Source organism: Streptomyces monomycini (assembly GCF_022271435.1).
Lineage (GTDB): Bacteria > Actinomycetota > Actinomycetes > Streptomycetales > Streptomycetaceae > Streptomyces > Streptomyces monomycini.
This window is the reverse complement of the sequence record NZ_JAFIQY010000034.1, coordinates 59,707-83,967: the sequence shown is the minus strand read 5'-3', so window position 1 is coordinate 83,967 and position 24,261 is coordinate 59,707. Positions and strand designations below refer to the sequence as shown.

The following is a 24,261-nucleotide window of genomic DNA, read 5'->3' as shown; positions in this document are numbered from 1 at the left end:
TCCGATTCAGCGATGCCATCTCCCCCCGGAGCCTGGATACGCTCGCTGAACCGGCGGTGACCTGCGTCAACGCCGGGGGCTCGGCCGTCTTCGGCAGGGCCCGGCCGCGTGCTGTCCTTCCGACGGAAGTGGGTTCCGCCATGACGTACCGACACCACCGAAGCCACCGAAGCCACTTGAAGTCCGCCGCCCTGGGCTTGTCCGCCGCCCTGGCCCTCACCCTCCTCACCCAGCCCGGATCCGCCGTGGCCGCCCCCGGCCAGTGCGGCGGCAGCGCGAGCGACTACGTCCAGGCCCCTCAGGCGGGCGGCAGAGCGCGGTTCGAGCTGTCCAAGCCGTACACCCAGGACGGCACGAAGGTACGGACCGTGCGGTTCAACGCGGACAACTCGGTCACGGTCGAGCCGACGAACTCCTCGTCGACCGCGGACGGGTTCTGGATCCACGAGGCGCCGAACGGCAGCCACCCCGCCAAGAAGGGGGTGGTCACCTTCGTGACGCGGGTGACCACGTCCAACGGGGCGCGGTACCAGACCGTCTACACCGTCCCGGTGTCGGTCTGCAACCCGCAGAACCGGCAACGGCCCACCAACGTCTTCCAGATCAGAGGCGACCGCACCGTCACCTACACCGCAGCCGACGGCAGGACCGCCACCGGCGCGGACGCGGCGTACCAGGCCGACCGCTGACCCCGGCCCGGCCGCGTCCCGGTCACGGCAGGGCGCGGGTCAGCCCCAGCAGCTGGCGGGCCGGGCCCGCGGGCCGCTGCCCGGCGGGCCAGACCGCCCGCAGATCGCGGCTGAAGCGTGTGCCGAGCACCGGGACCTCGACCAGCCGCCGCGCCGCCAGCTCCTCCCCCACGGCCAGTTCGCTGAGCACCGACGGCCCGGCGCCGCTCACCGCGGCGGCCTTGACCGCCGTCGTGGAGGCCAGCTCCAGCAGTGGCGCGGCGAGGCCGCCGTGCCCGGCCAGTGCCGCGTCCAGGACCTGGCGGGTGCCGGAACCGCGCTCGCGCAGGATCAGCGGGGTCGCGGCCAGTTCGGCCGCCGTCAGCTCCGTACGGCGCCGGGCCCACGGGTGGGCGGGCGCGGCGACCACCACCAGACGGTCGTGACCGATGACCGCGCCGTCCAGCCCGGCGGGCACGTCGAGTCCCTCCACGAACCCGAGGTCGGCCTCGCCCGCGAGGAGCCGCTCGGCGACGGCGGCGGAGTTCCCGGCCAGCAGGGAGACCGCGGTGTCCGGACGCTGTGTGCGCAGCGCGATGAGCCAGCCGGGCAGCAGATATTCGGCGATCGTCATACTGGCGGCGACCCGGAGCCGCGAGTCCCGCCGCCCGCGCAGCGCCTGCGCGCCCGCGTCGAACGCCTCGGCGGCCTCCACCACCTGCCGGGCCCAGTCCGTGACCAGGGCGCCCGCGTCCGTCAGGCGCGAGCCGCGCGGTGAGCGTTCGACGAGGGCGACACCCAGCTGCTGCTCCATCGAACGCAGGCGGCTGCTGGCGGCGGGCTGGCTGATGCCCCGTTCGCGGGCCGCCCGCCCGAGGCTGCCGAGCCTGGCGACGGCGAGCAGCAGCTCCAGCGCGCCGAGGTCCGGTACCCGATGTGCGAGCGGAACCACCGGGTCCGCCGCCGGCTGTCCTGCATTTCCTGAACCCATAACCCCACCTTATGGGCTCATAGGGACGAGGTCTCTGGTGGGAGGCGGGGCGCGGGCCGACCCTGGAAGGCATGGCAACCCTGACGCGGCCCTCCGCCCGCACCGGCCCCCGTCCCCCCGCCCGCTCCCGCGCCGCTTCCCCGGCCCTGCGTCACCTCGGTCCCAACTGGTATGCCGCCGTCATGGGCACCGCCATCGTCGCCAACGCCGGCGCGGCCCTGCCGCTGCACTCCCCCGGTCTGCGCGGCGCGTACGTCGCGGTCTGGGCGCTGTCCGGCGTCCTGCTGGCAACCCTGCTGACGGCCCGTACCGTCCACTGGCTCCGCCACGCCGACCAGGCGCGGCGCCACCTCCTCGACCCGGCGGTGGCGCCGTTCTACGGCTGCCTGGCGATGGCCCTGCTGGCGGTCGGCGGCGGGACGCTCGCCGTCGGCCCGGACGTGCTCGGCGAGCGGGCCGCCGTCGCCGTCGACGCGGTCCTGTGGTGCGCCGGTACGGCGGTGGGCCTCGCGGCGGCCGCGGCGGTGCCGTACCTGATGGTGGCCCGGCACCGGATCGAGGCCGGTACCGCCTCCCCCGTGTGGATCCTGCCGCTGGTCGCGCCGATGGTCTCGGCGGCGCTCGGCCCGGGCCTGGTGCCGCACCTGCCCGCCGGGCAGTGGCAGGAGGCGATGCTGCTCGCCTGTTACGCGATGTTCGGGATGTCGCTGCTGGCCACGCTGCTGGTGCTGCCGCTGGTGCTGGCCCGGCTGATCCACCACGGCCCGCTGCCGCTCGCGCTGACCCCGACGCTGTTCCTCGTCCTCGGTCCGCTCGGCCAGTCCACGACCGCGGTCAACAACCTCGCGGACGCCGCGCCGGGGGCGGTCGGCGCCGGGTACGCGCAGGCGATGAGCGGCTTCGCGCTCCTGTACGGCGTACCGGTCACCGGCTTCGCGCTGCTGTGGCTGGCGCTGGCGACGGCCCTGGTCGTCCGGGCCTTCCGGGCCGGGATGACGTTCTCGATGACCTGGTGGGCGTTCACCTTCCCGGTCGGTACGTGCGTGACGGGCGCGGCGGGCCTGGCGCGGCACACCGGGCTCGCGGCCTTCGGCTGGCTCGCGGTGGGACTGTTCGCCGTACTGGTGGCGGCCTGGCTGGTGGCCGGGGCCCGTACCGCGCTGGGACTGGCGCGCGGCCGGCTTCTCGTACCGCCGCCGGAGAAGCCGGGAACTGCGCCGGGGACGGCACCGGTGCCGGCACCAGAGGCGGCACCCGGGACGGCGCCCCTCAGCGAGCCGCTTCCAGCGCGGCCCTGAGCACCGCCGGAGCCTCCGCCAACGACGGCCCGTACCACGTCAGATGACGCCCGCTGACCAGCGCGGACGGCAGCCCCGGGAACGCCTCGGGGCCGTCGTCCGCCGTGAAGCGGTACGGCTCGTCGGGGAGGACCACCAGGTCGGCGCCGCGCGCGTTCAGCTCCTCGACCGGGACGCGCGGATACCGCTCGGCGTGGTCCGCGTAGAGGTTCCGTACACCGAGCCGGGCGAGCAGGTCCCCCGCGAAGGTGTCCCGGCCCAGCACCATCCAGGGCCGCCGCCAGATCGGCACGACCGCGCCGCGCGCGCCCGCCGCCTCGGCCCGTACGTCCCGCCAGGCGTCCGCCGCGTCGTCCAGCCAGCCGGGCCTGGGCAGCCGGCAGCCGCGCACCAGGACCCGTTCCAGCTCACGCAGCGCCTCGTCCAGGTCCCGGATCTCGGTGACCAGGACGTCCAGTCCGGCGGCCCGCAGCGCGGCGAGGTCCGGCGCGCGGTTCTCCTCCTCGTTGGCCAGGACGAGGCCGGGCGCGAGGGCGGCGATCCGGGCGGTGTCCGGGTTCTTGGTGCCGCCGACGCGCGGCACGTCCAGCCCGGCGGGGTGACTGCACCAGTCGGTGGCGCCGACCAGCAGGCCGGGCGCGGTGGCGGCCACGGCCTCGGTGAGCGAGGGCACGAGGGAGACCACGCGCGGGGCGCGGTGCTGACCGGTCGTCATCACCCCACCGTACGCGGACGAGGCCGCGCCCGACGCGGAACGGCCCCGCCTCCGGCCGTACAGCCGGGGGCGGGGCCCGTGTGGTGCGCTCAGCGCCTCACCACCGCGCGTTCAGCGCCTCACTGCACCGGCGCCATCTTGTCGACGATGCCCGGGTGGGCGTCGATCCACTTCTCGACACCGTCGTTCTCGTGGCCCTTGCCGGCGTCCTGGATCTCCTTCTCCAGGCTGCCCAGCTCCTCGGGCGACATCTTCCAGTTCTTCAGCCAGCCGTTGAACTCCGGGAACTTCTCCGGGAAGCTCTTGTGGCCCAGCGACTTGATCTGGTTGTTGTCGCCCCAGGTGTGCTTCGGGTCGGCGAGCTTGGTCAGGTCGTACTTGCTGTACGCCCAGTGCGGCGACCAGAGCACGACCGCGATCGGCTCCTTCTTGGCGTAGGCACGGTCCAGCTCGGCCAGCATGGAGCTGGTGCCGGCCTCGGTGACCTGGAAGTCCTCCAGGCCGTACGCGGGCGCGACGGTGTCCTTGAGGCGCTTCATCTCACCGGTGCCCGGCTCGATGCCGATGATCTTGCCCTTGAACTCGTCCTGGTGCTCGCGCAGGTCGTCCAGCGTCTTGACGTCCTTGACGTAGGACGGCACCGCGATCTCCAGCGACGTCTTGTCGTACCACGCGCCGACATCGACGAGATCGTCCTTGTACTGGTCCCAGTACTGCTTCTGCGCGACCGGCAGCCAGGCGTCGAACTCGACGTCGATCTGCCCGCTGGACAGTCCGGTCCACATCGGGCCGACGTCCAGGTTGCGGATGTTCGGCTTGTAGCCGCGCTTCTCCAGGACGTTCTTCCACAGGTACGTGGTGGCGATGCCCTCGTCCCACGCCGGGTAGCCGATGTTCGGGGCCGCGCCGGCGTCCTTGCCCTTGGTGTACGTGGCGTTCGCCGACGGGGCGAACTTGTCGACCAGGCCCGGGTTCTTCTTCAGCCAGCCGCGCACGCCGTCCTGCTCGTGGCCCTCGCCGGCGCTCTTGACCTCGTTCTCCAGGCTGGTGAGCTGCTTCTCGTCCAGGTGGAAGTTCTTCATCCACTTGGCGACCTCGGGCTCGTCCTGGGCGAAGCCCTTGCGGCCCAGCAGGTGCAGGCTGTCACCGGAGCCGAAGGCGCCCTTGGGGTCCTCCAGCTTGGTCAGGTCGTACTTGTCGTACGCCCAGTGCGGCGACCACAGCGTGACGGCGATCGGCTTCTTCGCCGCGTACGCGCGGTCCAGCTCGGTCAGCATGGACGCGGTGCTGGACTCGGCGACCTTGTACTCGTCGTCCAGGCCGTAGGCCCCCAGGACCTTGTCCTTGAGGATCTTCATCTCGCCGGCGCCCGGCTCGATGCCGGTGATCTTGCCGCCGAACTCGCCCGCCTTGCCCTTGAGGTCGTCGAGGGTCTTGACGTCCTTCATGTACGACGGGACCGCGATCTCCAGCGAGGTCTTGTCGTACCAGGCGCCCAGGTCCTCCAGCTTGTCCTTGTACTTCTTGTAGTACTCGGCGTGCGTGGTGGGCAGCCAGGCGTTGGTCTGCACGTCGATGTCGCCGCGGGCCTGCCCGGTGAACAGCGCGCCGGCCTCCAGCGCCTGCGCCTTCGGCTTGAAGCCGCGCTGTTCGAGGATTTCCTTCCACAGGTACGTGGTGGCCTTGCCCTCGTCCCAGTTGACGTACCCGAGGGTGAGCGGGCGGCCGCCGCCGTCGGTCTTCCCGCCTTCCTTGCCGAAGACGTTCAGACCGCCGGCGACCAGCGCGAGCACGACCACGCCGACCATCGCCACGGAGGTGCCGGGCTTCCAGTACAGGAACTTCGCGCCGCCCAGCGCGGCCTGCGCCTTGGCCAGCGCGCGGCGGCCCAGCGGCGAGACCCGCTCGTTGAGGGCGCCGGTCATCCGGTCCAGGTACATGGCGAGGATGACGACGGCGAGACCGGCCTCGAAGCCGAGGGCCACGTTCACGGAGCTGACCGCGTTGTAGACCGACGACCCCAGGCCCTCCGCGCCGACCATGCCGGCGATGACGACCATGGACAGCGCCAGCATGATGACCTGGTTGATACCGGCCATGATCGTGGGCAGCGCCAGCGGCAGCTGCACCCGGAAGAGGGTGCGGCGCGGGTGGGTGCCGAACGCCTCGGCCGCCTCGACCAGTTCCCCGTCGACCTGGCGGATGCCCAGCTCGGTCATCCGGACGGCGGGCGGCATCGAGAAGATGATGGTCGCCACCATGCCGGGCATCACACCGATGCCGAAGAAGAGGATGCCGGGGATCAGGTAGACCATCGCGGGCATCGTCTGCATCAGGTCCAGGACCGGGCGCAGCGCGCCGCCGACGGCGCGGTTGCGGGCGGCCCAGATGCCGAGCGGCACCGCGACGACGATGGTGATGATGCAGGCGACCAGCACCAGCGACAGGGACTGCATGGTGGCCTGCCACTGCTCGATCGAGTCGATCAGCGCGAAGCCGGCGAAGGTGAGGACGGCGGCCGGCAGGCCGCGCAGCCACCAGGCGAGCACCGCGAAGATGCCCATCAGCAGGAACGGCTGCGGTGCGGAGAGCACCGTCTCGATGCCGTTGTACATGTCCGTGAGGACGTGCGAGACGAAGTCGAAGAACCACGTGAGGTGGTTGCGCAGCCATTCGACACAGGTGTTGGCCCAGGAGCCGACGTCGATTCTAGGCACCGGCGATCACCTTGTCCTCGGGCCTGCCGCCCGTCATGCCGTCAGGTTTGCCGTCGGGCTGGACGTCCGCCTTGCCGTCGGCGGCCGTCTCCTCGCGGTCGGCGGCCGTCTTCTTGCCGTCGGCGTCGGCTTTCCCGCCCACGGGCTCCGCCTTCTTGCCGCCGGTGGGGGTGGCGTCTTCGGAGGCCCGGGCCTCGGTACGGGTCTGAGCGGCTCCCGTGTCCGTGGCGTCCGTGTCCGTGGCGTCCGCCCGCCCGGCGGTCCCGGCCGCCTGTCCGCCCTCACTGAGGACGGACAGCAGCCGCCGCACCGGCACCGCGCCGGCCAGCTCGCCGTCCGCGTCGACGACGGCGACCGGTACGGTCCCGGCCGAGCAGGGGCCGAACAGCTCCGCGACCGGGGTATCCAGGTGGACGGTGGCGGGCGTGGCGGCGAGGAACTCCTCGGCCGTACGGATCGTCTCGCCGTCCTCCGCCGTGCTGCCCAGCACCTCGCCGGCGTCGACCATGATGGCTCCGGCGGTGAGCACCCGGGAGCGGTCGACGTCCTGGATGAAGGAGGCCACGTAGTCGTTGGCGGGCCGCAGGAGGATGTCCTCGGCGCTGCCGGTCTGCACGATGCGGCCGTCGCGCATCACGGCGATCCGGTCGCCGAGGCGCATGGCCTCGTTCAGGTCGTGGGTGATGAAGACGATGGTCTTCTTCAGCGTCTTCTGGAGTTCCAGGAGCTGGTCCTGCATGTCGCGGCGGATCAGCGGGTCCAGCGCGCTGAAGGACTCGTCCATCAGCAGCAGGTCGGCGTCGGTGGCCAGCGCGCGGGCCAGGCCCACCCGCTGCTGCATGCCGCCGGACAGCTCGTCGGGCCAGGACTTCTCCCAGCCTTCGAGGCCCGCGAGGTGCAGCGCCTCGGTGGCGCGCTTGTCGCGTTCGGCCCGGGGTACGCCCTGGACCTCCAGCCCGTACGCGGCGTTCTCCAGCACACTGCGGTGCGGGAAGAGCGCGAAGTGCTGGAAGACCATGGAGATCTTCTCGGAGCGGACCTTGCGCAGTTCCTTGTCGCTGAGCGAGGTCAGGTCCTGACCGTCGAACCGGACGCTTCCGGCGGTCGGCTCCAGCAGCCCGTTGAGGGTCCGCAGCAGAGTGGACTTACCGGATCCGGACAGCCCCATGACGACGAAGATCTGGCCCTCGTCCACGGAGAACGACGCGTCGATCACCGCGGCGGTCGTTCCGTCGGCCCGTAGCTCCTCGCGGCTCGCACCGTCTTCGAGCCGTCGTACGGCGTCCTCGGGTCGTCTCCCGAACACTTTGTACACGTGCTCGGCTTGCAGCCTGGCCACATACACCTCTCGAATTGACTGGGTACGACCCGCCTCCCCCGTCGGCAGGTCGTGGCGCGGCACGGGTCGGGCCCGCCGTTAACCGATGGAAATGTTGAAAATCCACCGGCTCCGCTCCGGCCGCGCGCCTGCCCCCTTTTCAAAATGACAAACACACTGGTGACCCAGTTCACACCTCCGCCCGGCCCGCCCCCGCGGCACCGCCCGGCCGCGCCGCCGGGGGTACGGCATCATCGGGGTGTGACTCGACGCCTGATGCTCCTCGACACCGCCTCCCTCTACTTCCGCGCCTATTTCGGCGTGCCGGAGTCGGTCCGGGCTCCGGACGGCACGCCGGTCAACGCGGTGCGCGGACTGCTGGACTTCATCGCCCGGCTCGTCCAGGACCACCAGCCCGACGACCTGGTGGCCTGCATGGACTTCGACTGGCGCCCCCAGTGGCGGGTCGATCTCATCCCCTCGTACAAGGCGCACCGCGTCGCCGAGGAGGCCCCGGCCGGCTCCCCCGCGCCGGACGCCGAGGAGATTCCGGACACCCTCTCCCCGCAGGTCCCGGTGATCGAGGAGGTGCTCGACGCGCTGGGCATCGCCCGGGTCGGCGCCGCCGGGTACGAGGCGGACGACATCATCGGCACGCTCACCGCCCGCGCCACCGGGCCGGTCGACATCGTCACCGGCGACCGCGACCTGTTCCAGCTGGCCGACGACGCGCGCGGTGTGCGCATCCTGTATCCGCTCAAGGGCGTCGGCACCCTCCAGATGACCGACGAGGCCCTGCTGCGGGAGAAGTACGGCGTGGACGGCAGCGGTTACGCCGATCTGGCGCTGCTGCGCGGCGATCCCAGCGACGGCCTGCCGGGCGTGCCGGGCATCGGCGAGAAGACCGCCGCCAAGCTGCTCGCCCAGTACGGCGACCTGGCGGGGATCATGGCCGCGGCCGACGACCCGGCGTCCAGGCTCACCCCCTCGCAGCGCAAGCGGCTGACCGAGGCCCGCCCGTACGTCGAGGTCGCGCCGAAGGTCGTACGGGTGGTCGCCGACGTGCCGGTGCCGGACGTGGACACCGCGCTGCCCGGCGAGCCGGCCGACCCGGAGCGGCTGGAAGCGCTCGCCGACCAGTGGGGGCTGGGCGGTTCTTTGCAACGGCTGCTGGCGACGCTGCACCCCTGAACTGTTAGGTTAGGTAAACCTAACAAGACCGTGGCAGGGGAGATCGTCGTGGCAGCAGAGCGTCCGGCCCGCAAGAAGCCCAAGCTCATTCACGCACAGGTGCTGCGCACCGAGCAGCTCACGCCGCACATGGTGCGGGTGGTGCTGGGCGGTGACGGCCTGGCGGAGTTCTCGGCGGGCGAGTACACCGACCATTACGTCAAGCTGGTCTTCCCGGTGCCCGGCGTGGACTACCCGCGACCGCTGGACATCGCCGAGATCCGCGCCGACTTCCCCCGCGACCAGTGGCCCAGGACCCGTACCTACACCGTACGCACCTGGGACCCGGACACGCGGGAGCTGGCGGTCGACTTCGTGGTGCACGGCGACTCCGGCCTCGCGGGGCCGTGGGCGGCGCACGCCCGTCCGGGTGACGAGGCCCTGCTCCTCGGCCCCGGCGGCGCGTACGCCCCGGACCCCGACGCCGACTGGCACCTGCTCGCCGGTGACGAGAGCGCCCTGCCGGCCATCGCCGCCTCCCTGGCCCGGGCCCCCGAGGACGTACCCGTCCACGCCTTCATCGAGGTCGCCGGCCCGGAGGAGGAGCAGAAGCTGGAGGCTCCGGCCGGTGCCGAGATCACCTGGCTGCACCGCGGTGCCGCGCCCGTCGGCGATCGGCTGGTCGAGGCCGTCCGCGCGCTGGACTTCCCCGCGGGCCGGGTGCACGCTTTTGTCCACGGCGAGGCCGGCTTCGTGAAGGAGTTGCGCAAGTTGCTGCGCGTCGAGCGGGAGGTGCCGCGCGAGGACCTGTCGATCTCCGGCTACTGGCGCAACGGCCACGACGAGGACGGCTGGCAGGCGTCCAAGCAGCAGTGGAACCAGCAGGTCGAGGCCGAGCAGGAGACCACCCGGTCTGCCGCTTCCTGACGTGCTTCCGGGGGGCCGGTGGTGGAATCCGTGCAGCGGGCGGTCGGTGCCGTGGTCGGCTCGGCCGCCGGGGACGCCCTCGGCGCGCCCTTCGAGTCCGGCGCGCCGGGCGCGTACACGGACCGTTTCCCCGACGGCCGGGGAACCATGTGCGGAGGCGGCGGCCGGGACCCCGGCGAGGCCACCGGCGACACACAGATGGCGGTACTGACCGCCGAGTCACTGCTGGAACGCGGCGGACTCGACCTCCCGGATGTCTTCCGCAGGTTTCAACGCTGGGCAGCTGCCGAGCCGAAGGACATCGGTTCGCAGACCGGGGACGTGCTCGGCAACGGCGAGCCGCGGGACCGGGCCGCCGCCCGGCACTACCAGGTCAACCGGCGCGCCGCGGGCAACGGCTCGTTGATGCGCGCCACGCCCGCCGCCGTGTACTTCGCCGCGGCGGGCCGGGCGGTGTCCATGGACGCCGCCCGCCGGCTGTCCGCGCTGACGCACGGGGACCCGGCGGCCGGGGAGGGAGTGGCGCTGTTCCACGCGTTGCTGCACGCCGCCCTGCAAGGCGACGACCCGCTCGACGCCCTGCCGGACGCCCTCTCCCACATCCGTCCCGCCCACCGCGCCCGCTACGCCTCCGTCCTGACGCCCGACTGGCACCCGGACCAGGCCGCCGCGTTCAACGGCGCGGTCCGGCCCTGCCTCGGCTCCGCCGTCTGGGCGCTGCGCACCACCGGCTCGTACGAGGACGCGCTGCGGGCCGCCGTCGACCTGGGCGGTGACACCGACACCGTCGCCGCGGTCACCGGGGGTCTGGCCGGAGCGGTGTACGGGGCCGACGCGATCCCCGAGCACTGGATGCGGGAGCTGCACGTACCGCTGCCCGGGTTCGGGAACCGGGTCCTGCGGGTAGACGAACTGCGGGCGCTGGCCGAGGAGTTGGTGTGCACCGCGGTCGGCCCGTGCTGACCGTGGCCGGGACGGTACAGGTGACGGCCGGGCGGCGCGCCCCCTTACGGAACGGTGCCCTCCGACCCGTACCGCCTGGCATTCCCAGAGCAGCGCGGCCCCCAGGACCGTGCTCGTCCGCCGGTCCCCCACGATCCCAGCCGCGCCACCCCGCGTCCTCGCTGCGCCACGGGGGTCACGCACGGCGTGTCGGACGGGCCCCCGCGACGCGCGCGACACGCCGGTCCGTCACGGCGACCACGCACCGACACGCCCGCCCGAACTCCCCGTGGCGTGCTACGGACCGACGCACTCCGCGCGAACCGGACGCCCGCGCCGCGCTCACTCCAGCACACTCCCGATGACCGCCGCCCCCTCCGCGATCTCGGTCGCCGTGCTCGCGGCGTAGCCCAGCACCAGCCCTGGCTGTCCAGGGCCCTGCCGGTGCCAGGAGAGCGGCTGCACCTTGACGCCCCGGGCGAGCGCGGCCGCCGCCAGGTCCGTGTCGGCGAAATCCGCGTCGAAGGTGATCGTCAGGTGCAGGCCCGCCGCCGCGCCCTGCACGGCCGCTCCCGGCAGGTGCGTGCCGATGGCCCGGATCATCGCGTCACGACGCGCCCGGTGCCGCTTGCGCAGCTGCCGCAGTCGGCGTTCCAGCTCGCCGCTCTCCATCAGGTCGGCCAGCACCAGCTGCGGCAGCACGGCGTTGCCGAGGTCGGTGAACCGCTTGGCGTCCACCAGCGCGCCGTGCAACTCCGGGGGAGCGACGACCCATCCGGTCCGCAGCGCCGGTGCCAGCAGCTTCGAGACGCTTCCGGCGTAGCAGACGTGCTCGGGCAGCATGGCGCGGAGCGCGGGGACCGGCGGCCGGTCGTAGCGGTGTTCGGCGTCGTAGTCGTCCTCGATGATCAGGCCGCCGCCGTCGGCCGCCCAGCGCATCAGCTCGCGGCGCCGTGCTCCGCCGAGCACCACCCCGGTCGGGAACTGGTGCGCCGGCGTCACCAGGACGGCGGGGGCGCCGGAGGCCCGCAGTTCCCGGACGCGGACGCCGTCGGCGTCGACCGGTACCGGCGGAGTGCGCATCCCCCAGTACTGAAGGTGCTGACGGGCCCCGAGCGACCCCGGGTCCTCCACCGCCACCTCGCGAACGCCCCGGCGGCCCAGCACCTGGGCCAGCAGACCGAGTGTCTGCGCGGTGCCGGAGACGATCAGCACCTCGTCCGGGGCGGCCGACAGACCGCGGTTGCGGGCCAGCCACTTGGCGACGGCGCGCCGCAGTTCCGGCGCGCCGCGCGGGTCCCCGTACCCGAAGCCGGGGGCGGCATGCGTGCCGAGCACCCGGCGTTCCGCGCGCGACCACGCGGTACGCGGGAAGGAGGCCAGGTCGGGTGTGCCGGGGCTGAGGTCGATGCGGGCCGGCGCCGCCCGTACCGCGTCGAAGACGTCCGCCGCGGGCGCCGTGGTGAACACCGCTTCCGGCGGTGGCCCCTGGGCCGGGCGGGCGGGCGCCGGCGCCGTGACCGCGGCCGCGACGGGAGCGGCGACGACGACCGTGCCGCCGCGGCCGCGGCCGACCGCGTGCCCGTCCTCGATCAGCCGCTGGTACGCCTCGGTGACGACGCCCCGGGAGACCCGGAGTTCCGCCGCGAGCGTGCGGGTGGCCGGCAACCGGTCGCCCACCGCGAGGCGGCCGTCCGAGACGGCGAGCCGCAGGCGCTGTGCCAGCCAGTCGGACAGGCCGCCCGCCGGCGCGTCGGCGGTGTTCAGCTGGAGGAAGTCCGACCCGGACGTTATGGACCGGTCGGTCGTCGCATCTTTGGACCTGGGCACCGGACCATTGTCGGCCCAGAGTGGCGGCATGAGAACAGCAGCGACAGAGCGGACGATCGGCGGCGCGCACGAGGACAGCCGCGCGCGCCACATCACCACACCCCGCGAACGCCCTTACGTGCACGGGTATTCGGACCATGAGGCCCGGCGGCTCACCGACCAGGCGGACACCCTGGCAGCGCTCCTGCACGCGGGCACGGTGTACGAGCCGGGCAGCCGGGTCCTTGAGGCCGGATGCGGGGTCGGCGCCCAGACGGTGCATCTGGCCGCCTCCAGCCCGAAGGCCCACATCACCGCGGTCGACATCCGCGCGGACTCGCTCGACCAGGCCCGCGCCCGCCTCGCCGCCCGTCCGCACGCGGCGACGGTGCGCTGGCACCAGGCCGACCTGACCGACCTGCCGTACCCCGACGCCTCCTTCGACCACCTCTTCGTCTGCTTCGTCCTGGAACACCTGCCCGACCCCGCGCGGACGCTGGCGGACCTGCGGCGCGTCCTGCGGCCGGGCGGCGGCATCACCGTCATCGAGGGGGACCACGGATCGGCGCTCTTCCACCCGGACAGCGCCCACGCCCACGCCGTGATCGGCCACCAGGTCCGGCTGCAGGCCGCGGCCGGCGGCGACGCGCTGCTCGGCCGGCGGCTGCAGCCGCTGCTGACCGCCGCCGGGTACGCGGAGGTGGCGGTCCGGCCGCGTACGGTCTGCGCCGACGCGACCCGGCCGGGACTGGTCGACAGCTTCACCCGCAACACGTTCATCGCGATGATCGCGGCAGTACGGGACGACGCGCTGGCCGCCGGGCTGACCACCGAGGCCGAGTGGGAGCGCGGCATCCGCGAGCTGCGCCGGACGGCGGAGGACGGCGGAACGTTCCACTACACGTTCTTCAAGGCCACCGCGGTCAATCCGGGCGGGTGAGGCGGAGCCCCCGTACGCCCGGAGTCCGGGGCGGGCCGGGGAACAGCCCCGGCCCGTCTCCCTCACCCCACCGACGAGTACGCCACCACGCCCCGCAGCACCGCGTCCACGGCCTTGCGGGCGTTGCGCGCCACCTCCGGCGGTGCGGCGGCCGCGATCTGGCCGAGGACGTCGATCAGCTGCTTGCACCAGCGCACGAAGTCGCCGGCCGGCATCTCCGCCTCGCGCAGCACCTCGTCCAGGCCGAATCCGCAGGCCCAGCGGTACGCGGCCCAGGCGAAGCCGAGGTCCGGCTCGCGCTGGCCGACGCCCTCCGCCTGATTGATCTTGTGGTCCTCCTCCAGGGCGTCCAGCCGGCCCCAGATCCGCACCATCTCGGCGAGCGCGTCCCGCGCCTTGCCCGACGGCAGCTTCGGCGCCACCGCGTCGTCCGCCTGCCGGGCCTCGTAGACCAGCGCCGAGGCGCAGGCGGCCAGTTCGGCGGGGCCGAGACCGTTCCAGACGCCGGCGCGCAGGCATTCGCTCGCCAGCAGGTCCAGTTCGCCGTAGAGCCGCCCCAGCCGCCGGCCCTCGTCGGTGACCGTGTCACCTTCCAGGTAGTCAAGTCCGGTCAGCAGAGCGCAGATCCGGTCGAAGGTGCGCGCGATGGTGTTCGTACGGCCCTCGATACGGCGCTCCAGCTGCCGCGTGTCGCGCAGCAGCCGGTGGTACCGCTCGGCCCACCGCGCGTGGTCCTCACGCTCGTCGCAGCCGTGGCAGGGGTGCGCCCGCAGCTCCGTACGCAGCCGCGCGATCTCCCGGTCGTCGGCCGCCGCCGACCGCTGCTTGCGGTGCCGCTCCGGCGCGATGTGCCCGGCCTTCGTGCGCAGCGCGGACGCCAGGTCCCGGCGGGACTGCGGGCTGCGCGCGTTGAAGGACTTCGGGATGCGCATCCGGTCCAGCGGCGCCACCGGCACCGGGAAGTCCATCGACGCCAGCCGCTTGACCTGCCGCTCGGCGGTCAGCACCAGCGGCCGGGGGCCGTCCTGCGCGTCGTAGCCGCGGTGGCCGTTGGTCCGCCCCGACGGCATGCCCGGGTCGAGCACCAGCGCCAGCCCCGCGTACTTGCCCGTCGGCACGTGGATGACGTCGCCCGGCTTGAGCTTCTCCAGCGCCGCGGCGGCCGCGACCCTGCGCTGCGTGGCGCCCTGCTTGGCCAGCTCCGTCTCCCGGTCCTTGAGCTGCCTGCGCAGCCGGGAGTACTCCTCGAAGTCGCCGAGGTGACAGGTCATGGACTCCTTGTAGCCGTCCAGGCCCTCCTCGTTCTTCTGCACCTGCCGCGAGATGCCGACGACCGACTTGTCCGCCTGGAACTGCGCGAACGACATCTCCAGCAGCTCGCGCGAACGGTGCCGCCCGAACTGCGAGACCAGGTTGACCGCCATGTTGTACGACGGCTTGAAGGACGAGCGCAGCGGATACGTACGCGTACCCGCCAGGCCGGCGAGCGCGCCCGGGTCCATGCCACGCTGCCACAGCACCACCGCATGGCCCTCGACGTCGATACCGCGGCGCCCGGCACGGCCGGTGAGCTGGGTGTACTCGCCGGGGGTGATGTCGGCGTGCTGCTCGCCGTTCCACTTGACCAGCTTCTCCAGGACGACGGAACGGGCCGGCATGTTGATGCCCAGCGCCAGCGTCTCCGTCGCGAAGACGGCCTTGACCAGCCCCTTCAGGAACAGCTCCTCCACGACCTCCTTGAAGGTCGGCAGCATGCCGGCGTGGTGCGCGGCGATGCCCCGCTCCAGCCCCTCCAGCCACTCGTAGTAACCGAGGACGTGCAGGTCCTCGTCCGGGATGCCGGCCGTACGCTCCTCGACGATGGCGCGGACCTTGGCCCGTCCCTCCTGGTCGTTGAGCCGCAGCCCGGAATACAGGCACTGCTGGACGGCGGACTCGCACCCCGCCCGGCTGAAGATGAACGTGATCGCCGGCAGCAGGCCCTCGTTGTCCAGCCGGTCGATCACCTCGGCACGGCCGGGCGTCCAGATGCGGCTGCGCTGGCGCCGCTCGCGCTCCCGGTCCGCCTCCCGCAGATTGCGGCCGCGGCGCTTGTCCCGCCCGAACGTCGGACGGCTGTTCTCCATCCGCGCCAGCCGCTCCAGGTCCGGGTTGACCTCCCGGCGCCCGGCACCGGAACGGCCCTCGCGTTCCTCGAAGAGGTCGTACATCCGGCGCCCGGCGAGCACGTGCTGCCACAGCGGCACCGGGCGGTGCTCGGAGACGATCACTTCCGTGTCACCGCGCACCGTGTCCAGCCAGGCGCCGAACTCCTCCGCGTTGGAGACCGTCGCGGACAGCGAGACCAGCGTGACGGACTCCGGCAGGTGAATGATCACCTCTTCCCAGACGGCGCCGCGGAAGCGGTCGGAGAGGTAGTGCACCTCGTCCATCACCACGTAACCGAGGCCGTTCAGCGACTGGGAGCCCGCGTACAGCATGTTCCGCAGCACCTCGGTGGTCATCACGACCACCGGCGCCTCGGAGTTGACGCTGTTGTCACCGGTCAGCAGGCCGACCCGGTCCGCGCCGTAGCGCCGCACCAGGTCCTGGTACTTCTGGTTCGACAGCGCCTTGATCGGCGTGGTGTAGAAGCATTTACGGCCCTGCTCCAGGGCCAGGTGGACGGCGAACTCGCCCACGATCGTCTTGCCGGATCCGGTCGGGGCCGCGACCAGCACGCCCTTACCGGCCTCCAGGGCCTGGCACGCCTCGATCTGGAACGGGTCCAGCGCGAAGTCGTACATCTCACGGAAAGGGGCGAGTGCGGTGGCCTGCTCGGCCGCCCGCAGCTTGGCGGCGGCGTAGCGCTCAGCAGGGGACATGTCCTCGGTCATCGTGCTTACGAGCCTACCGGCCACCTCTGACAACGAGCCGATCATTATGGACGGGCTTTACCGGAGGCCTCCGGTCATCGGCCTCCTCCCCGGGGCCGAGAACACCCCTCGGGCGTTCCGGCTCCAAAAACAAAACGATCACCCTGTTACTCTTCTGTCGATCAGTCCGCGGTACGGCGTTCCGTCCCGGCCTGCACCGTTGACCAGGTGTGCCGGTCGCCTGCCGCACAGTCGAGCGGGGCGTTGCGAGCCCCGACGGAGGGGAATCATGAAGAAGATCAAGGCAGCGACGACCGCTGCGACGCTGGCCGTCGTCGCCATGGGCGTGCCGATGGCCGTGGCCGCACCGGCCTCGGCAGCGAGCTCGGCCGTCGCCAAGTGCGTCACGGCGACGTGGTACCCGAGCAAGAACGCGGTGAACATCTACAACGGCTGCGCGAACACGATCAAGGTGCAGGTGGACGAGCGCTGGTGGTGGGACAGCGACTGCATCACCATCAAGCCGAAGCAGAGCCACTACTACAAGGGCACCGGCACGCTGCGAAGCATCAAGTACTGCTGACGAGAGGTCCTGCCGGACCTCAGCCGACAACGGCGCCACAGGAAAGGGGCGGGGAGCCCAGCCGGCTCCCCGCCCCTCTGCCTTGCCCTCTCGGGCATCACGTCGCGTCGTCGTACCCGTTCCGGCGCGGGGAGCGGTCGGCCTGCGCGTCGCCGGCCGCCTGCTCCGGCAGCATCCGGTGACCGGTGACCGGCTCGATCTCACCGATGTCGGCGGGCGTCAGGTCCAGCTCGGACGCCTCGTCGTCGGCGGGTCCCTCGGCCAGCCGGCGCTGCCTGCGGGAGTCGTTCAACATGGCGACTCCGACGGCCCCGAAGTACAGGAGACTGATCGGCGCCGCCAGCGCGATCATCGTCAGCGGGTCGGTGCTCGGGGTGGCGATGGCCGAGAAGACGGTGATGCCCATCACCATGCCGCGCCACCAGCCGCGCATCCGGGCCGCGGTCAGGACGCCGGCGAAGTTGAGCATGACCAGCACCAGCGGCAGCTCGAAGGACAGCCCGAAGACCACGAACATCCGGGTGACCATGTCGAGCAGTTTGTCCAGCGTCAGCAGGTTGTCCACGCCGATCGGCGTGAACTCCAGCAGCACCTTGGCGGTGGTCGGCAGCACCGAGTACGCGAAGTAGGCGCCGACGAAGAAGAGCGGTGCACCCGTGGCGACGAAGCTGAGCGAGTACTTCTTCTCGTGGCGGTGCAGACCGGGCGCGAGGAAGGCCCACAACTGGTACAGCCAGACCGGGCTGGCCAGGATCACGCCACCCATCAGCGAGACCTTCAGGGCCAGCGCGAACGGCCCCAGCAGGTCCAGCATGACGATGCGGGCACAGGTGCCCTTCTGCTGCTTGGCGAGATCGGTGAACAGCACATCACAGCCGACGGCCTGCAAGATCGGCTTGGTGATGAAGTCGATGATCTCGCCGTAGAAGAACGCACAGACGATCGTGGCGATCAAGATGGCCAGGACCGCCTTGGCGAGCCGGTTGCGCAACTCGCGCAGGTGTTCCACGAGCGGCATGCGCCCCTCGGGATCCTTCTCTTTGCGGTTCTTCTGAAGGGCCGACTTGAGCACCCCACGTCCTCATCTCGTACGAGAGGCAGTGGCCGACACCCCTGCCCCGTCCGGGCCCTCGGTCAGCGCTTGGTGGTCGTGTCGGACGGCTGGGCGACCGGCCGTCCGCTGTTGACGTCGCCGGGAGCGGCCTGGATCGTCCGGGGGGCTTCCTGCTGGCCGTTCGGGTTCGGCGGGTCGGACGGCGCCGACTGCGAGTCCGTGCCCTCCGACTTCATCGCCTTGGCCTCGCTCTTGAGGATGCGCGCGGACTTGCCGAGCGAACGAGCCATGTCGGGGAGCTTCTTCGCTCCGAACAGCAGGAGCACGACGACGAGGATGAGGAGGATCTCGGGAACGCCGATCTTTCCACCGAACATAACTGTGTACCTTCTCACCGAGGCGGCTGGGGGTTGGGGCTGCTCGACAGATCGGACATATGTCCGTCTGTCGCGCCAGCAGCGATCGTAACGCGCGGCGGCGAACGCTGGACAATCTCCGCGCATACTCCCGGTTGCGGGCCGGTGCCTCGCTCTTCGGTCCGCCTCAGCAGCGTACCGGTCGTGCGTACGACTGAGCAGAGCGCGTCATGCCTTTGCTCTCCCGCCCCGGGCCGCCAGCGGCGTCGCCGCGCGCTCCAGGTCCTCGGCGGCCCGCTGGATGCGCTCCGAGGTCTGTCCGACCTGGCGGGCCAGCCGCCGTACCTCCACGAAGACACGGACGGCGAGGACGCCGAGGACGGCGAGGCCGAGGAAGCCGAGGGCGATGGCGATCATGGGCCAGAGCATGGGAGGAGCCTATCGGGGCGAGTGAGGCGGAAGGTGTACGGAGCGGGCGGTGCGGGGCGCGGGTCAGCCGGAGTGCAGCCGCAAGGTCCGGACCCCGCCGCCGGTGAGCAGCTCGATGATCCGCTCCCCCGCTGGTTTGCGGACCGCGCTGCCGCAGTCCGGGCAGGTGAAGGAGTAGAAGGTGGTACGGCTGCTGGCGCCGATGGCCAGGCGCAGCGCGTCCGAGGCCAGCTCGAAGCAGCTTCGGCAGACGGGGCAGGCCGCCTTGAAGAGCACCGGGCCGGTCAGGGTCGTGGGCATCGTGCCCGCCATGGTCGTCGTCATCGTGCCGCCGCCCTCCGCGTCCTATTCGCCGTACGCCGCGAGCGCCTGCCGGGACGCCTGGCGCGCGCTGTCGGCCAGGGCCTGCGGCGCGACGATCCGGCCGTCCCGGCCCAGGCGCAGCGCGAGCCGCCGCAGCGAGGCGGGCTCGGGGGTGCGCAGGGTGATGCGCAGGCCGCCGTCGGGCAGCTCCTCGGCGCTGTCGTGCGGGTAGTACTCGGCCACCCAGCGTCCGCCGGGCGCCACCTCGATGACGACCTCGGGGTCCTCGGCCGCGGGCTGCACCAGTCCTTCGGACAGGTCGCGCAGTTCGACGGGCGGCGGGTCGGCGGGGGCGTCCAGCAGTTTGATCTCGGCGACCCGGTCGAGCCGGAAGGTGCGGCGGGCCTCCGAGAGGCGGCACCAGGCCTCGACGTAGGTGTGGCCCACCGCGAACAGCCGGATCGGGTCCACCTCGCGCTCGGTCAGCTCGTCGCGCGCGGGAGAGTAGTAGCGCAGCCACAGCCGGCGGCGCTCGGCGATGGCCCGGTCGACGTCGGCGAAGACGCCGCCCTCCGACTCGAAGGTGACCGACACCCGGGAGCTGGCGCCGGCCGCCTCCCCCGCCGCGGCCTCCAGCTTCGCGGTGGCGCGCAGCAGCGCCTGCCGGTCGCCTTCGCGCAGGCCGGGCAGGGTGGCCACGGCGCGGGCCGCGACCAGCAGGGCGGTCGCCTCGTCGGCGGCCAGCCGCAGCGGCTCGGCGACGTCGTCGGGGTTGTGCCACCAGATGCGGTCGCCGTCGGTGTCGATGTCGAGCAGGTCGCCGCCGCGGAAGCTCGTACCGCACATCGGCAGCACGTCGAGGTCGCCGATCAGCTCGTCCTCGGTGATGCCGAAGGCGCGGGCGACGTCGGAGACGCGGGCGCCGGGGCGCTCGCGGAGATAGGTGACCAGCGACAGCATCCGCCGGGTCTGGTCGATGGCGTTGGTGGCCATGGAGTGTGCGTCCCGTCCCTCTCAGCCCTTGGCCACGGCACGCAGCCGGTCCACGACGTCCGCCCGCAGCTCGGCGGGTTCCAGTACGACCACGTCGGGGCCGAACTCGACCAGCCAGGCGTCGAGCCCGTGCCCGTAGGGGATGTCCAGTTCGTCCCAGCCGTCGCCCAGCTCACGGATGCTCAGCGCGCGGGCCCGCAGCGGGTAGCCGTGGTCGGTGCGCAGCCTGATGCGGGCGGTGCCGGTGGCGGTCTCGCCCGCCCAGCTCTCCACCGTCTCGCGGACGGTGACGTGGTCGGGCACCTCGGCGGTGAACTTCCCCTGCCGGGAGCGGACCTTGCCGGTGATGCGGGAGAGCCGGAAGACCCGTTCGGCCTGCCGTTCGCGGTCCCAGCCGGCCAGGTACCAGTGGCCGCGCCAGCACTCCAGTATCCACGGTTCCACCTGCCGCTGCTCGGGGCGGGCGGCGTTGGACTTGCGGTAGTCGAAGACGACGGGCCGGCGGTCGCGGCAGGCGAGCATCAGCGGTTCGAAGGCGGCCTCGTGGGCGGGGATGCGGGGTTCCAGGGCGCTGTGGGGCTGCTGCGCCTCGAAGCTGCCGTCGTCCTGGAAGGGCACGCCGGCCGCGCGCAGCTTCTGCAGTGCGCCGCTGGCCGCGCCGGCCAGCCGGGCCTGCTGCCAGATCTTGGCGGCGAGTCCCAGGGCGGCGGCCTCGGCCGCGTCCAGGGTGATCGGGGGGAGGCGGTTGCTGTCCCGGCGCGCGAGGTAGCCGGTCTCCCCGTCCAGTCCTTCGACGGTCTCGATGACCAGGCCGAGTTCGCGCAGGTCGTCCTTGTCGCGCTCGAACATCCGGTTGAAGGAGTCGTCGCTGCCCGTACCGGCGTCCCCGGAGCCGAACGATTCCACGTACGCCTCGATGGAGGACCGCAGTTCACGTTTGGTCAGCGGGCGACGGGTACCCAGAAGGCACAGCGCCAGATTCATCAGCCGCTCGGCCTTGGCAATGGCCATCGACGCCCTTTCTTGTCGGACTCCCGACCGATGACCGTACCGCTCCGGGGACCTGCGGCAAAGCCGAGGGTCCGGACCGTGACGGGCGGCGGGGGCGGCGGGCGCCGGGCGGGCGAGGAAGAGGGCCCGTGCCGGGTGGCACGGGCCCTCTGGTGCAGGCCGGCCGCCGCTGTGCCGCGGCCGGCTGCCGTCGTCCTCAGACGGACATCAGGTCACAGACGAAGATCAGCGTCTCGCCCGGGGCGATACGGCCGCCGCCGGCGCCCGCGTCGCCGTAGGCCAGGTGCGGGGGGATGGTCAGCCGGCGGCGGCCGCCGACCTTCATGCCCTGCACGCCCTGGTCCCAGCCGGAGATGACCTGGCCGGCACCGAGCTGGAACTCCAGCGGCTTGCCGCGGTTCCAGCTGGCGTCGAACTCCTCGCCGGAGCTGTAAGAAACTCCGACATAGTGGACCTTGACGAAGTCCCCGGCCTTGGCGGCCGGCCCGTCACCCTCCCACAGGTCCACGATCTCCAGGTCGGAGGGGACCGGGCCCTCGGGGAAGTCGATCTCGGGCTTGTCGATGTTCACGAAAGTGCTCCTACGAAAGAAACTGCACAGCTACCCGCACAGTCTGGCAGACCATGCTCAGACGGTGCCGACGATGTCGACGGAGAACACCAGGGTGTTCTTCGCCAGCTCGCTCTGCGGGTTCGCGCCGTAGCCCAGCTTCGGCGGGATCACGATCTCCACCCGGTCACCGACGTTCTTGCCGACCAGGGCCTGGTCCCAGCCCTTGACGACGGCACCGGTGCCGATCTGGAAGGCGGTGGCGCCACCGTGGTCCCAGGAGGAGTCGAACTTCTTGCCGTCCTCCCACTTCACACCGGTGTACTGCGCGATCAGCCCGTCGCCGGCCTTGACCTTCGGGCCCTTGCCCTTGATCAGCACCTGCTCCTTGAGGTCGGTGGGCGCCTTCTCCCCCTTGGGGATGGTGATCGTCGCGGCCTTCTCGCCCTCCGACTTCACCTCGGGCATGCCCTCCTCCGGCGCCGCCTGCTCGCCCTCGGACTTGCCCTTCTTGTCGGCCTTGCCCGCGCCGACCACGTCCACGACCCACACCAGGCCGTCCTCCGGCTTGATGCCGGACTGCGGGTTCAGGTTGTCGCCGACCAGCGCCTTGGCGGTGCCCTCGATCTCGAAGCGGCTGCCGACCTTCTGGCCCGCGACCGCCTCCATGACCTTCTGCGGCAGCTGCTGCTGGGTCGGCTGGTCGCTGACCTCGCCGACGATCTGCGTGCGCGGCGCCTTCGCGTCCGCGCCGGGCTGCTTGGTCCAGGTGCTGCCGAGGTTCTGGCCGGTCTTCATGGTCTGCGCCGCGAAGTCCAGCCGGACGTAGTCGCCCTTCTTGACCTCCGCGCCCGAGCCCTCGTGCAGCGTCTTGGTGACCGCCTCGCCGGGCGCCTTGGCGTCCTTCGGCACGGTGATCTTGGGCTGCTCCCCGGGCTTCCCCTCCACCTTGGCGACCGCGGCGGCCGACGACCCCTTGCCGTCATCGGACCCACAGGCGGCGGTGAACAGCAGGAGGGGAACGGTCAGCGCCGCGGCGGCGGCGCGGCGGGTGTTCTTCGTGAAGTTCATGAAGTCCAACTCGGGGTCGTGGGGTGGGTGGGCAATGCCCGCCACTCTACGACCTGACCCTGGGTACGTTTCCCTGCGCGGCGCGACGACACAGTGGCGCCGAACGGCGAAGTGCCGGGAGCGCGGGCGCTCCCGGCACTGCCACGGCCAGCCGTCACCGTATCCGGTGATACACCGGAAACGGTGACGAACCGGACTCACATCCCGGCGATCAGCTTCTCCACCCGGTCGTCCACGGACCGGAACGGGTCCTTGCACAGCACCGTGCGCTGCGCCTGGTCGTTGAGCTTGAGGTGCACCCAGTCGACGGTGAAGTCGCGGCGCTGCTCCTGCGCGCGGCGGATGAAGTCACCGCGCAGCCGGGCCCGGGTGGTCTGCGGCGGCACCGACTTGCCCTCGAAGATCTTCAAGTCGTTGCAGATACGGGCCGCCTGCCCCTTGCGCTCCAGGAGGTAGTACAGGCCCCGGCGGCGGTGGATGTCGTGGTAGGCGAGGTCTATCTGCGCCACCCGCGGATGCGACATGGTGATGTTGTTCTTGGCGCGGTAGCGCTCGATGAGCTGGTACTTCATCACCCAGTCGATCTCGGTGGAGATCCGGTCGAGGTCCTCGTCGCGGACGGCTTCGAGCGTACGGCCCCACAGTTCCAGGACCCGCTCGACCGTCCCCGTGCGGATACCGCGCCGTTCGCAGAAGTCCACCGCCTTCTCGTAGTACTCCTGCTGGACCTCCAGGGCCGATGCCTCCCGGCCACTGGCCAGGCGCACCTTGCGCCGGCCCGTTATGTCGTGGCTGACCTCCCGGATGGCCCGGATCGGGTTCTCCAGGGTCAGGTCGCGCATGACCGTGCCCGCCTCGATCATGCGCAGCACGAGGTCGGTGGCGCCGACCTTCAGCAGCATGGTCGTCTCGGACATGTTGGAGTCGCCGACGATGACGTGCAGCCGGCGGTAGCGCTCGGCGTCGGCGTGCGGTTCGTCGCGGGTGTTGATGATCGGACGGGAGCGGGTGGTCGCCGAGGAGACGCCCTCCCAGATGTGCTCGGCGCGCTGGCTCACGCAGTAGACGGCCCCGCGCGGTGTCTGCAGGACCTTGCCCGCGCCGCAGAGCAGCTGACGGGTCACCAGGAACGGAATGAGAATGTCCGCGAGCCGGGAGAACTCCCCGTGCCGGGCCACGAGATAGTTTTCGTGGCAACCATAGGAGTTTCCGGCGGAATCGGTGTTGTTCTTGAAGAGATAGACGTCGCCCGCGATTCCTTCCTCGTGCAGGCGGCGCTCGGCGTCGACCAGCAGACCTTCGAGAATGCGCTCGCCGGCCTTGTCGTGGGTGACCAGTTCGGTCACGTTGTCGCACTCGGGGGTTGCGTATTCCGGGTGCGATCCCACGTCCAGGTACAGGCGGGCGCCGTTCCGCAGGAAGACATTGCTGCTGCGGCCCCATGACACGACACGGCGGAAGAGGTACCGAGCCACCTCGTCAGGAGACAGTCGGCGCTGTCCCCTGAACGTGCATGTGACGCCGTACTCGTTCTCCAGCCCGAAAATGCGGCGGTCCATGA

Annotated in this window: 22 protein-coding genes; 7 read left to right on the top strand and 15 right to left on the bottom strand. The window is 71.7% G+C overall.

What is annotated here, in order from left to right; all coding sequences use genetic code 11:
- Positions 1-176 precede the first annotated feature (176 nt).
- Positions 177-689, top strand: a complete 513-nt coding sequence (locus JXZ78_RS29870; RefSeq protein ID WP_030017464.1) for a hypothetical protein — start codon at positions 177-179, stop codon at positions 687-689.
- Between the two features lie 22 nt (positions 690-711).
- Here the strand turns inward: JXZ78_RS29870 and JXZ78_RS29865 are convergent, their stop codons facing one another.
- Positions 712-1,659: a LysR family transcriptional regulator gene (locus JXZ78_RS29865; protein WP_030017462.1), complete on the bottom strand. Its 948-nt coding sequence runs from the start codon at positions 1,657-1,659 to the stop codon at positions 712-714.
- Positions 1,660-1,730: 71 nt separating this feature from the next.
- Between JXZ78_RS29865 and JXZ78_RS29860 the strand changes: the two genes are divergently transcribed.
- Positions 1,731-2,957 (top strand): TDT family transporter, encoded by a 1,227-nt coding sequence (locus JXZ78_RS29860; protein WP_030017461.1) that lies wholly within the window; start codon positions 1,731-1,733, stop codon positions 2,955-2,957.
- On the opposite strand, the gene JXZ78_RS29855 is transcribed toward JXZ78_RS29860, so the two are convergent.
- The 3 genes from JXZ78_RS29855 to JXZ78_RS29845 all read right to left on the bottom strand — a co-directional run bounded on the left by JXZ78_RS29855 (position 2,929) and on the right by JXZ78_RS29845 (position 7,728).
- Positions 2,929-3,672, bottom strand: a complete 744-nt coding sequence (locus JXZ78_RS29855; RefSeq protein WP_030017460.1) for a helical backbone metal receptor — start codon at positions 3,670-3,672, stop codon at positions 2,929-2,931. The genes JXZ78_RS29860 and JXZ78_RS29855 overlap by 29 nt on opposite strands.
- A gap of 119 nt (positions 3,673-3,791) precedes the next feature.
- Positions 3,792-6,389: an ABC transporter permease/substrate binding protein gene (locus tag JXZ78_RS29850; protein WP_030017458.1), complete on the bottom strand. Its 2,598-nt coding sequence runs from the start codon at positions 6,387-6,389 to the stop codon at positions 3,792-3,794.
- The gene (locus tag JXZ78_RS29845; RefSeq protein WP_078623925.1) at positions 6,382-7,728 is read right to left on the bottom strand and encodes a quaternary amine ABC transporter ATP-binding protein; all 1,347 of its coding nucleotides are present in this window, start codon (positions 7,726-7,728) and stop codon (positions 6,382-6,384) included. Before JXZ78_RS29845 ends, JXZ78_RS29850 begins: the two co-directional genes overlap by 8 nt.
- A gap of 255 nt (positions 7,729-7,983) precedes the next feature.
- Between JXZ78_RS29845 and JXZ78_RS29840 the strand changes: the two genes are divergently transcribed.
- The 3 genes from JXZ78_RS29840 to JXZ78_RS29830 are packed head-to-tail and all read left to right on the top strand — an operon-like array spanning position 7,984 to position 10,767.
- Positions 7,984-8,898, top strand: a complete 915-nt coding sequence (locus JXZ78_RS29840) for a 5'-3' exonuclease (RefSeq protein ID WP_030017454.1) — start codon at positions 7,984-7,986, stop codon at positions 8,896-8,898.
- 48 nt (positions 8,899-8,946) lie between these two features.
- A complete protein-coding gene (locus JXZ78_RS29835) occupies positions 8,947-9,804 on the top strand; it encodes a siderophore-interacting protein (protein WP_030017453.1) in 858 nt (285 codons plus the stop codon).
- Between the two features lie 21 nt (positions 9,805-9,825).
- Entirely contained in the window at positions 9,826-10,767 is a 942-nt protein-coding gene (locus JXZ78_RS29830) for an ADP-ribosylglycohydrolase family protein (RefSeq protein ID WP_030017452.1), read from the top strand.
- A 321-nt stretch (positions 10,768-11,088) separates the two neighbouring features.
- Here JXZ78_RS29830 and pdxR read toward each other — a convergent pair whose 3' ends face one another.
- The gene (gene pdxR / locus JXZ78_RS29825; protein ID WP_078623924.1) at positions 11,089-12,606 is read right to left on the bottom strand and encodes a MocR-like pyridoxine biosynthesis transcription factor PdxR; all 1,518 of its coding nucleotides are present in this window, start codon (positions 12,604-12,606) and stop codon (positions 11,089-11,091) included.
- On the opposite strand from pdxR, the gene JXZ78_RS29820 reads away from it, so the two are divergent.
- Positions 12,605-13,495, top strand: a complete 891-nt coding sequence (locus JXZ78_RS29820; protein WP_078623923.1) for a methyltransferase domain-containing protein — start codon at positions 12,605-12,607, stop codon at positions 13,493-13,495. The two genes, pdxR and JXZ78_RS29820, sit on opposite strands and share 2 nt — an antisense overlap.
- A gap of 62 nt (positions 13,496-13,557) precedes the next feature.
- Here the strand turns inward: JXZ78_RS29820 and JXZ78_RS29815 are convergent, their stop codons facing one another.
- Positions 13,558-16,371, bottom strand: coding sequence for a DEAD/DEAH box helicase (locus tag JXZ78_RS29815; RefSeq protein ID WP_030017449.1), 2,814 nt, complete (start codon positions 16,369-16,371; stop codon positions 13,558-13,560).
- Positions 16,372-16,639: 268 nt separating this feature from the next.
- Between JXZ78_RS29815 and JXZ78_RS29810 the strand changes: the two genes are divergently transcribed.
- Positions 16,640-16,933 (top strand): alpha-amylase inhibitor, encoded by a 294-nt coding sequence (locus JXZ78_RS29810; RefSeq protein WP_030017448.1) that lies wholly within the window; start codon positions 16,640-16,642, stop codon positions 16,931-16,933.
- Positions 16,934-17,030: 97 nt separating this feature from the next.
- Here JXZ78_RS29810 and tatC read toward each other — a convergent pair whose 3' ends face one another.
- From tatC to pafA, 9 genes are all read right to left on the bottom strand, one after another.
- The gene (gene tatC, locus JXZ78_RS29805; RefSeq protein WP_030017447.1) at positions 17,031-18,005 is read right to left on the bottom strand and encodes a twin-arginine translocase subunit TatC; all 975 of its coding nucleotides are present in this window, start codon (positions 18,003-18,005) and stop codon (positions 17,031-17,033) included.
- A gap of 62 nt (positions 18,006-18,067) precedes the next feature.
- Positions 18,068-18,364, bottom strand: a complete 297-nt coding sequence (gene tatA, locus JXZ78_RS29800; RefSeq protein ID WP_030017446.1) for a Sec-independent protein translocase subunit TatA — start codon at positions 18,362-18,364, stop codon at positions 18,068-18,070.
- 207 nt (positions 18,365-18,571) lie between these two features.
- A complete protein-coding gene (locus JXZ78_RS29795; protein ID WP_030017445.1) occupies positions 18,572-18,772 on the bottom strand; it encodes a J domain-containing protein in 201 nt (66 codons plus the stop codon).
- Positions 18,773-18,835: 63 nt separating this feature from the next.
- Positions 18,836-19,096 (bottom strand): hypothetical protein, encoded by a 261-nt coding sequence (locus JXZ78_RS29790; protein WP_050501995.1) that lies wholly within the window; start codon positions 19,094-19,096, stop codon positions 18,836-18,838.
- Positions 19,097-19,117: 21 nt separating this feature from the next.
- Entirely contained in the window at positions 19,118-20,068 is a 951-nt protein-coding gene (locus JXZ78_RS29785; RefSeq protein ID WP_030017443.1) for a helix-turn-helix transcriptional regulator, read from the bottom strand.
- Positions 20,069-20,089: 21 nt separating this feature from the next.
- Positions 20,090-21,079 (bottom strand): helix-turn-helix transcriptional regulator, encoded by a 990-nt coding sequence (locus JXZ78_RS29780; RefSeq protein ID WP_030017441.1) that lies wholly within the window; start codon positions 21,077-21,079, stop codon positions 20,090-20,092.
- 196 nt (positions 21,080-21,275) lie between these two features.
- Entirely contained in the window at positions 21,276-21,650 is a 375-nt protein-coding gene (locus JXZ78_RS29775; RefSeq protein WP_030017440.1) for an FKBP-type peptidyl-prolyl cis-trans isomerase, read from the bottom strand.
- 57 nt (positions 21,651-21,707) lie between these two features.
- Positions 21,708-22,700 (bottom strand): FKBP-type peptidyl-prolyl cis-trans isomerase, encoded by a 993-nt coding sequence (locus tag JXZ78_RS29770; protein WP_030017439.1) that lies wholly within the window; start codon positions 22,698-22,700, stop codon positions 21,708-21,710.
- A gap of 197 nt (positions 22,701-22,897) precedes the next feature.
- Positions 22,898-24,259, bottom strand: coding sequence for a Pup--protein ligase (pafA, locus tag JXZ78_RS29765; protein WP_030017438.1), 1,362 nt, complete (start codon positions 24,257-24,259; stop codon positions 22,898-22,900).
- Positions 24,260-24,261 lie beyond the last annotated feature (2 nt).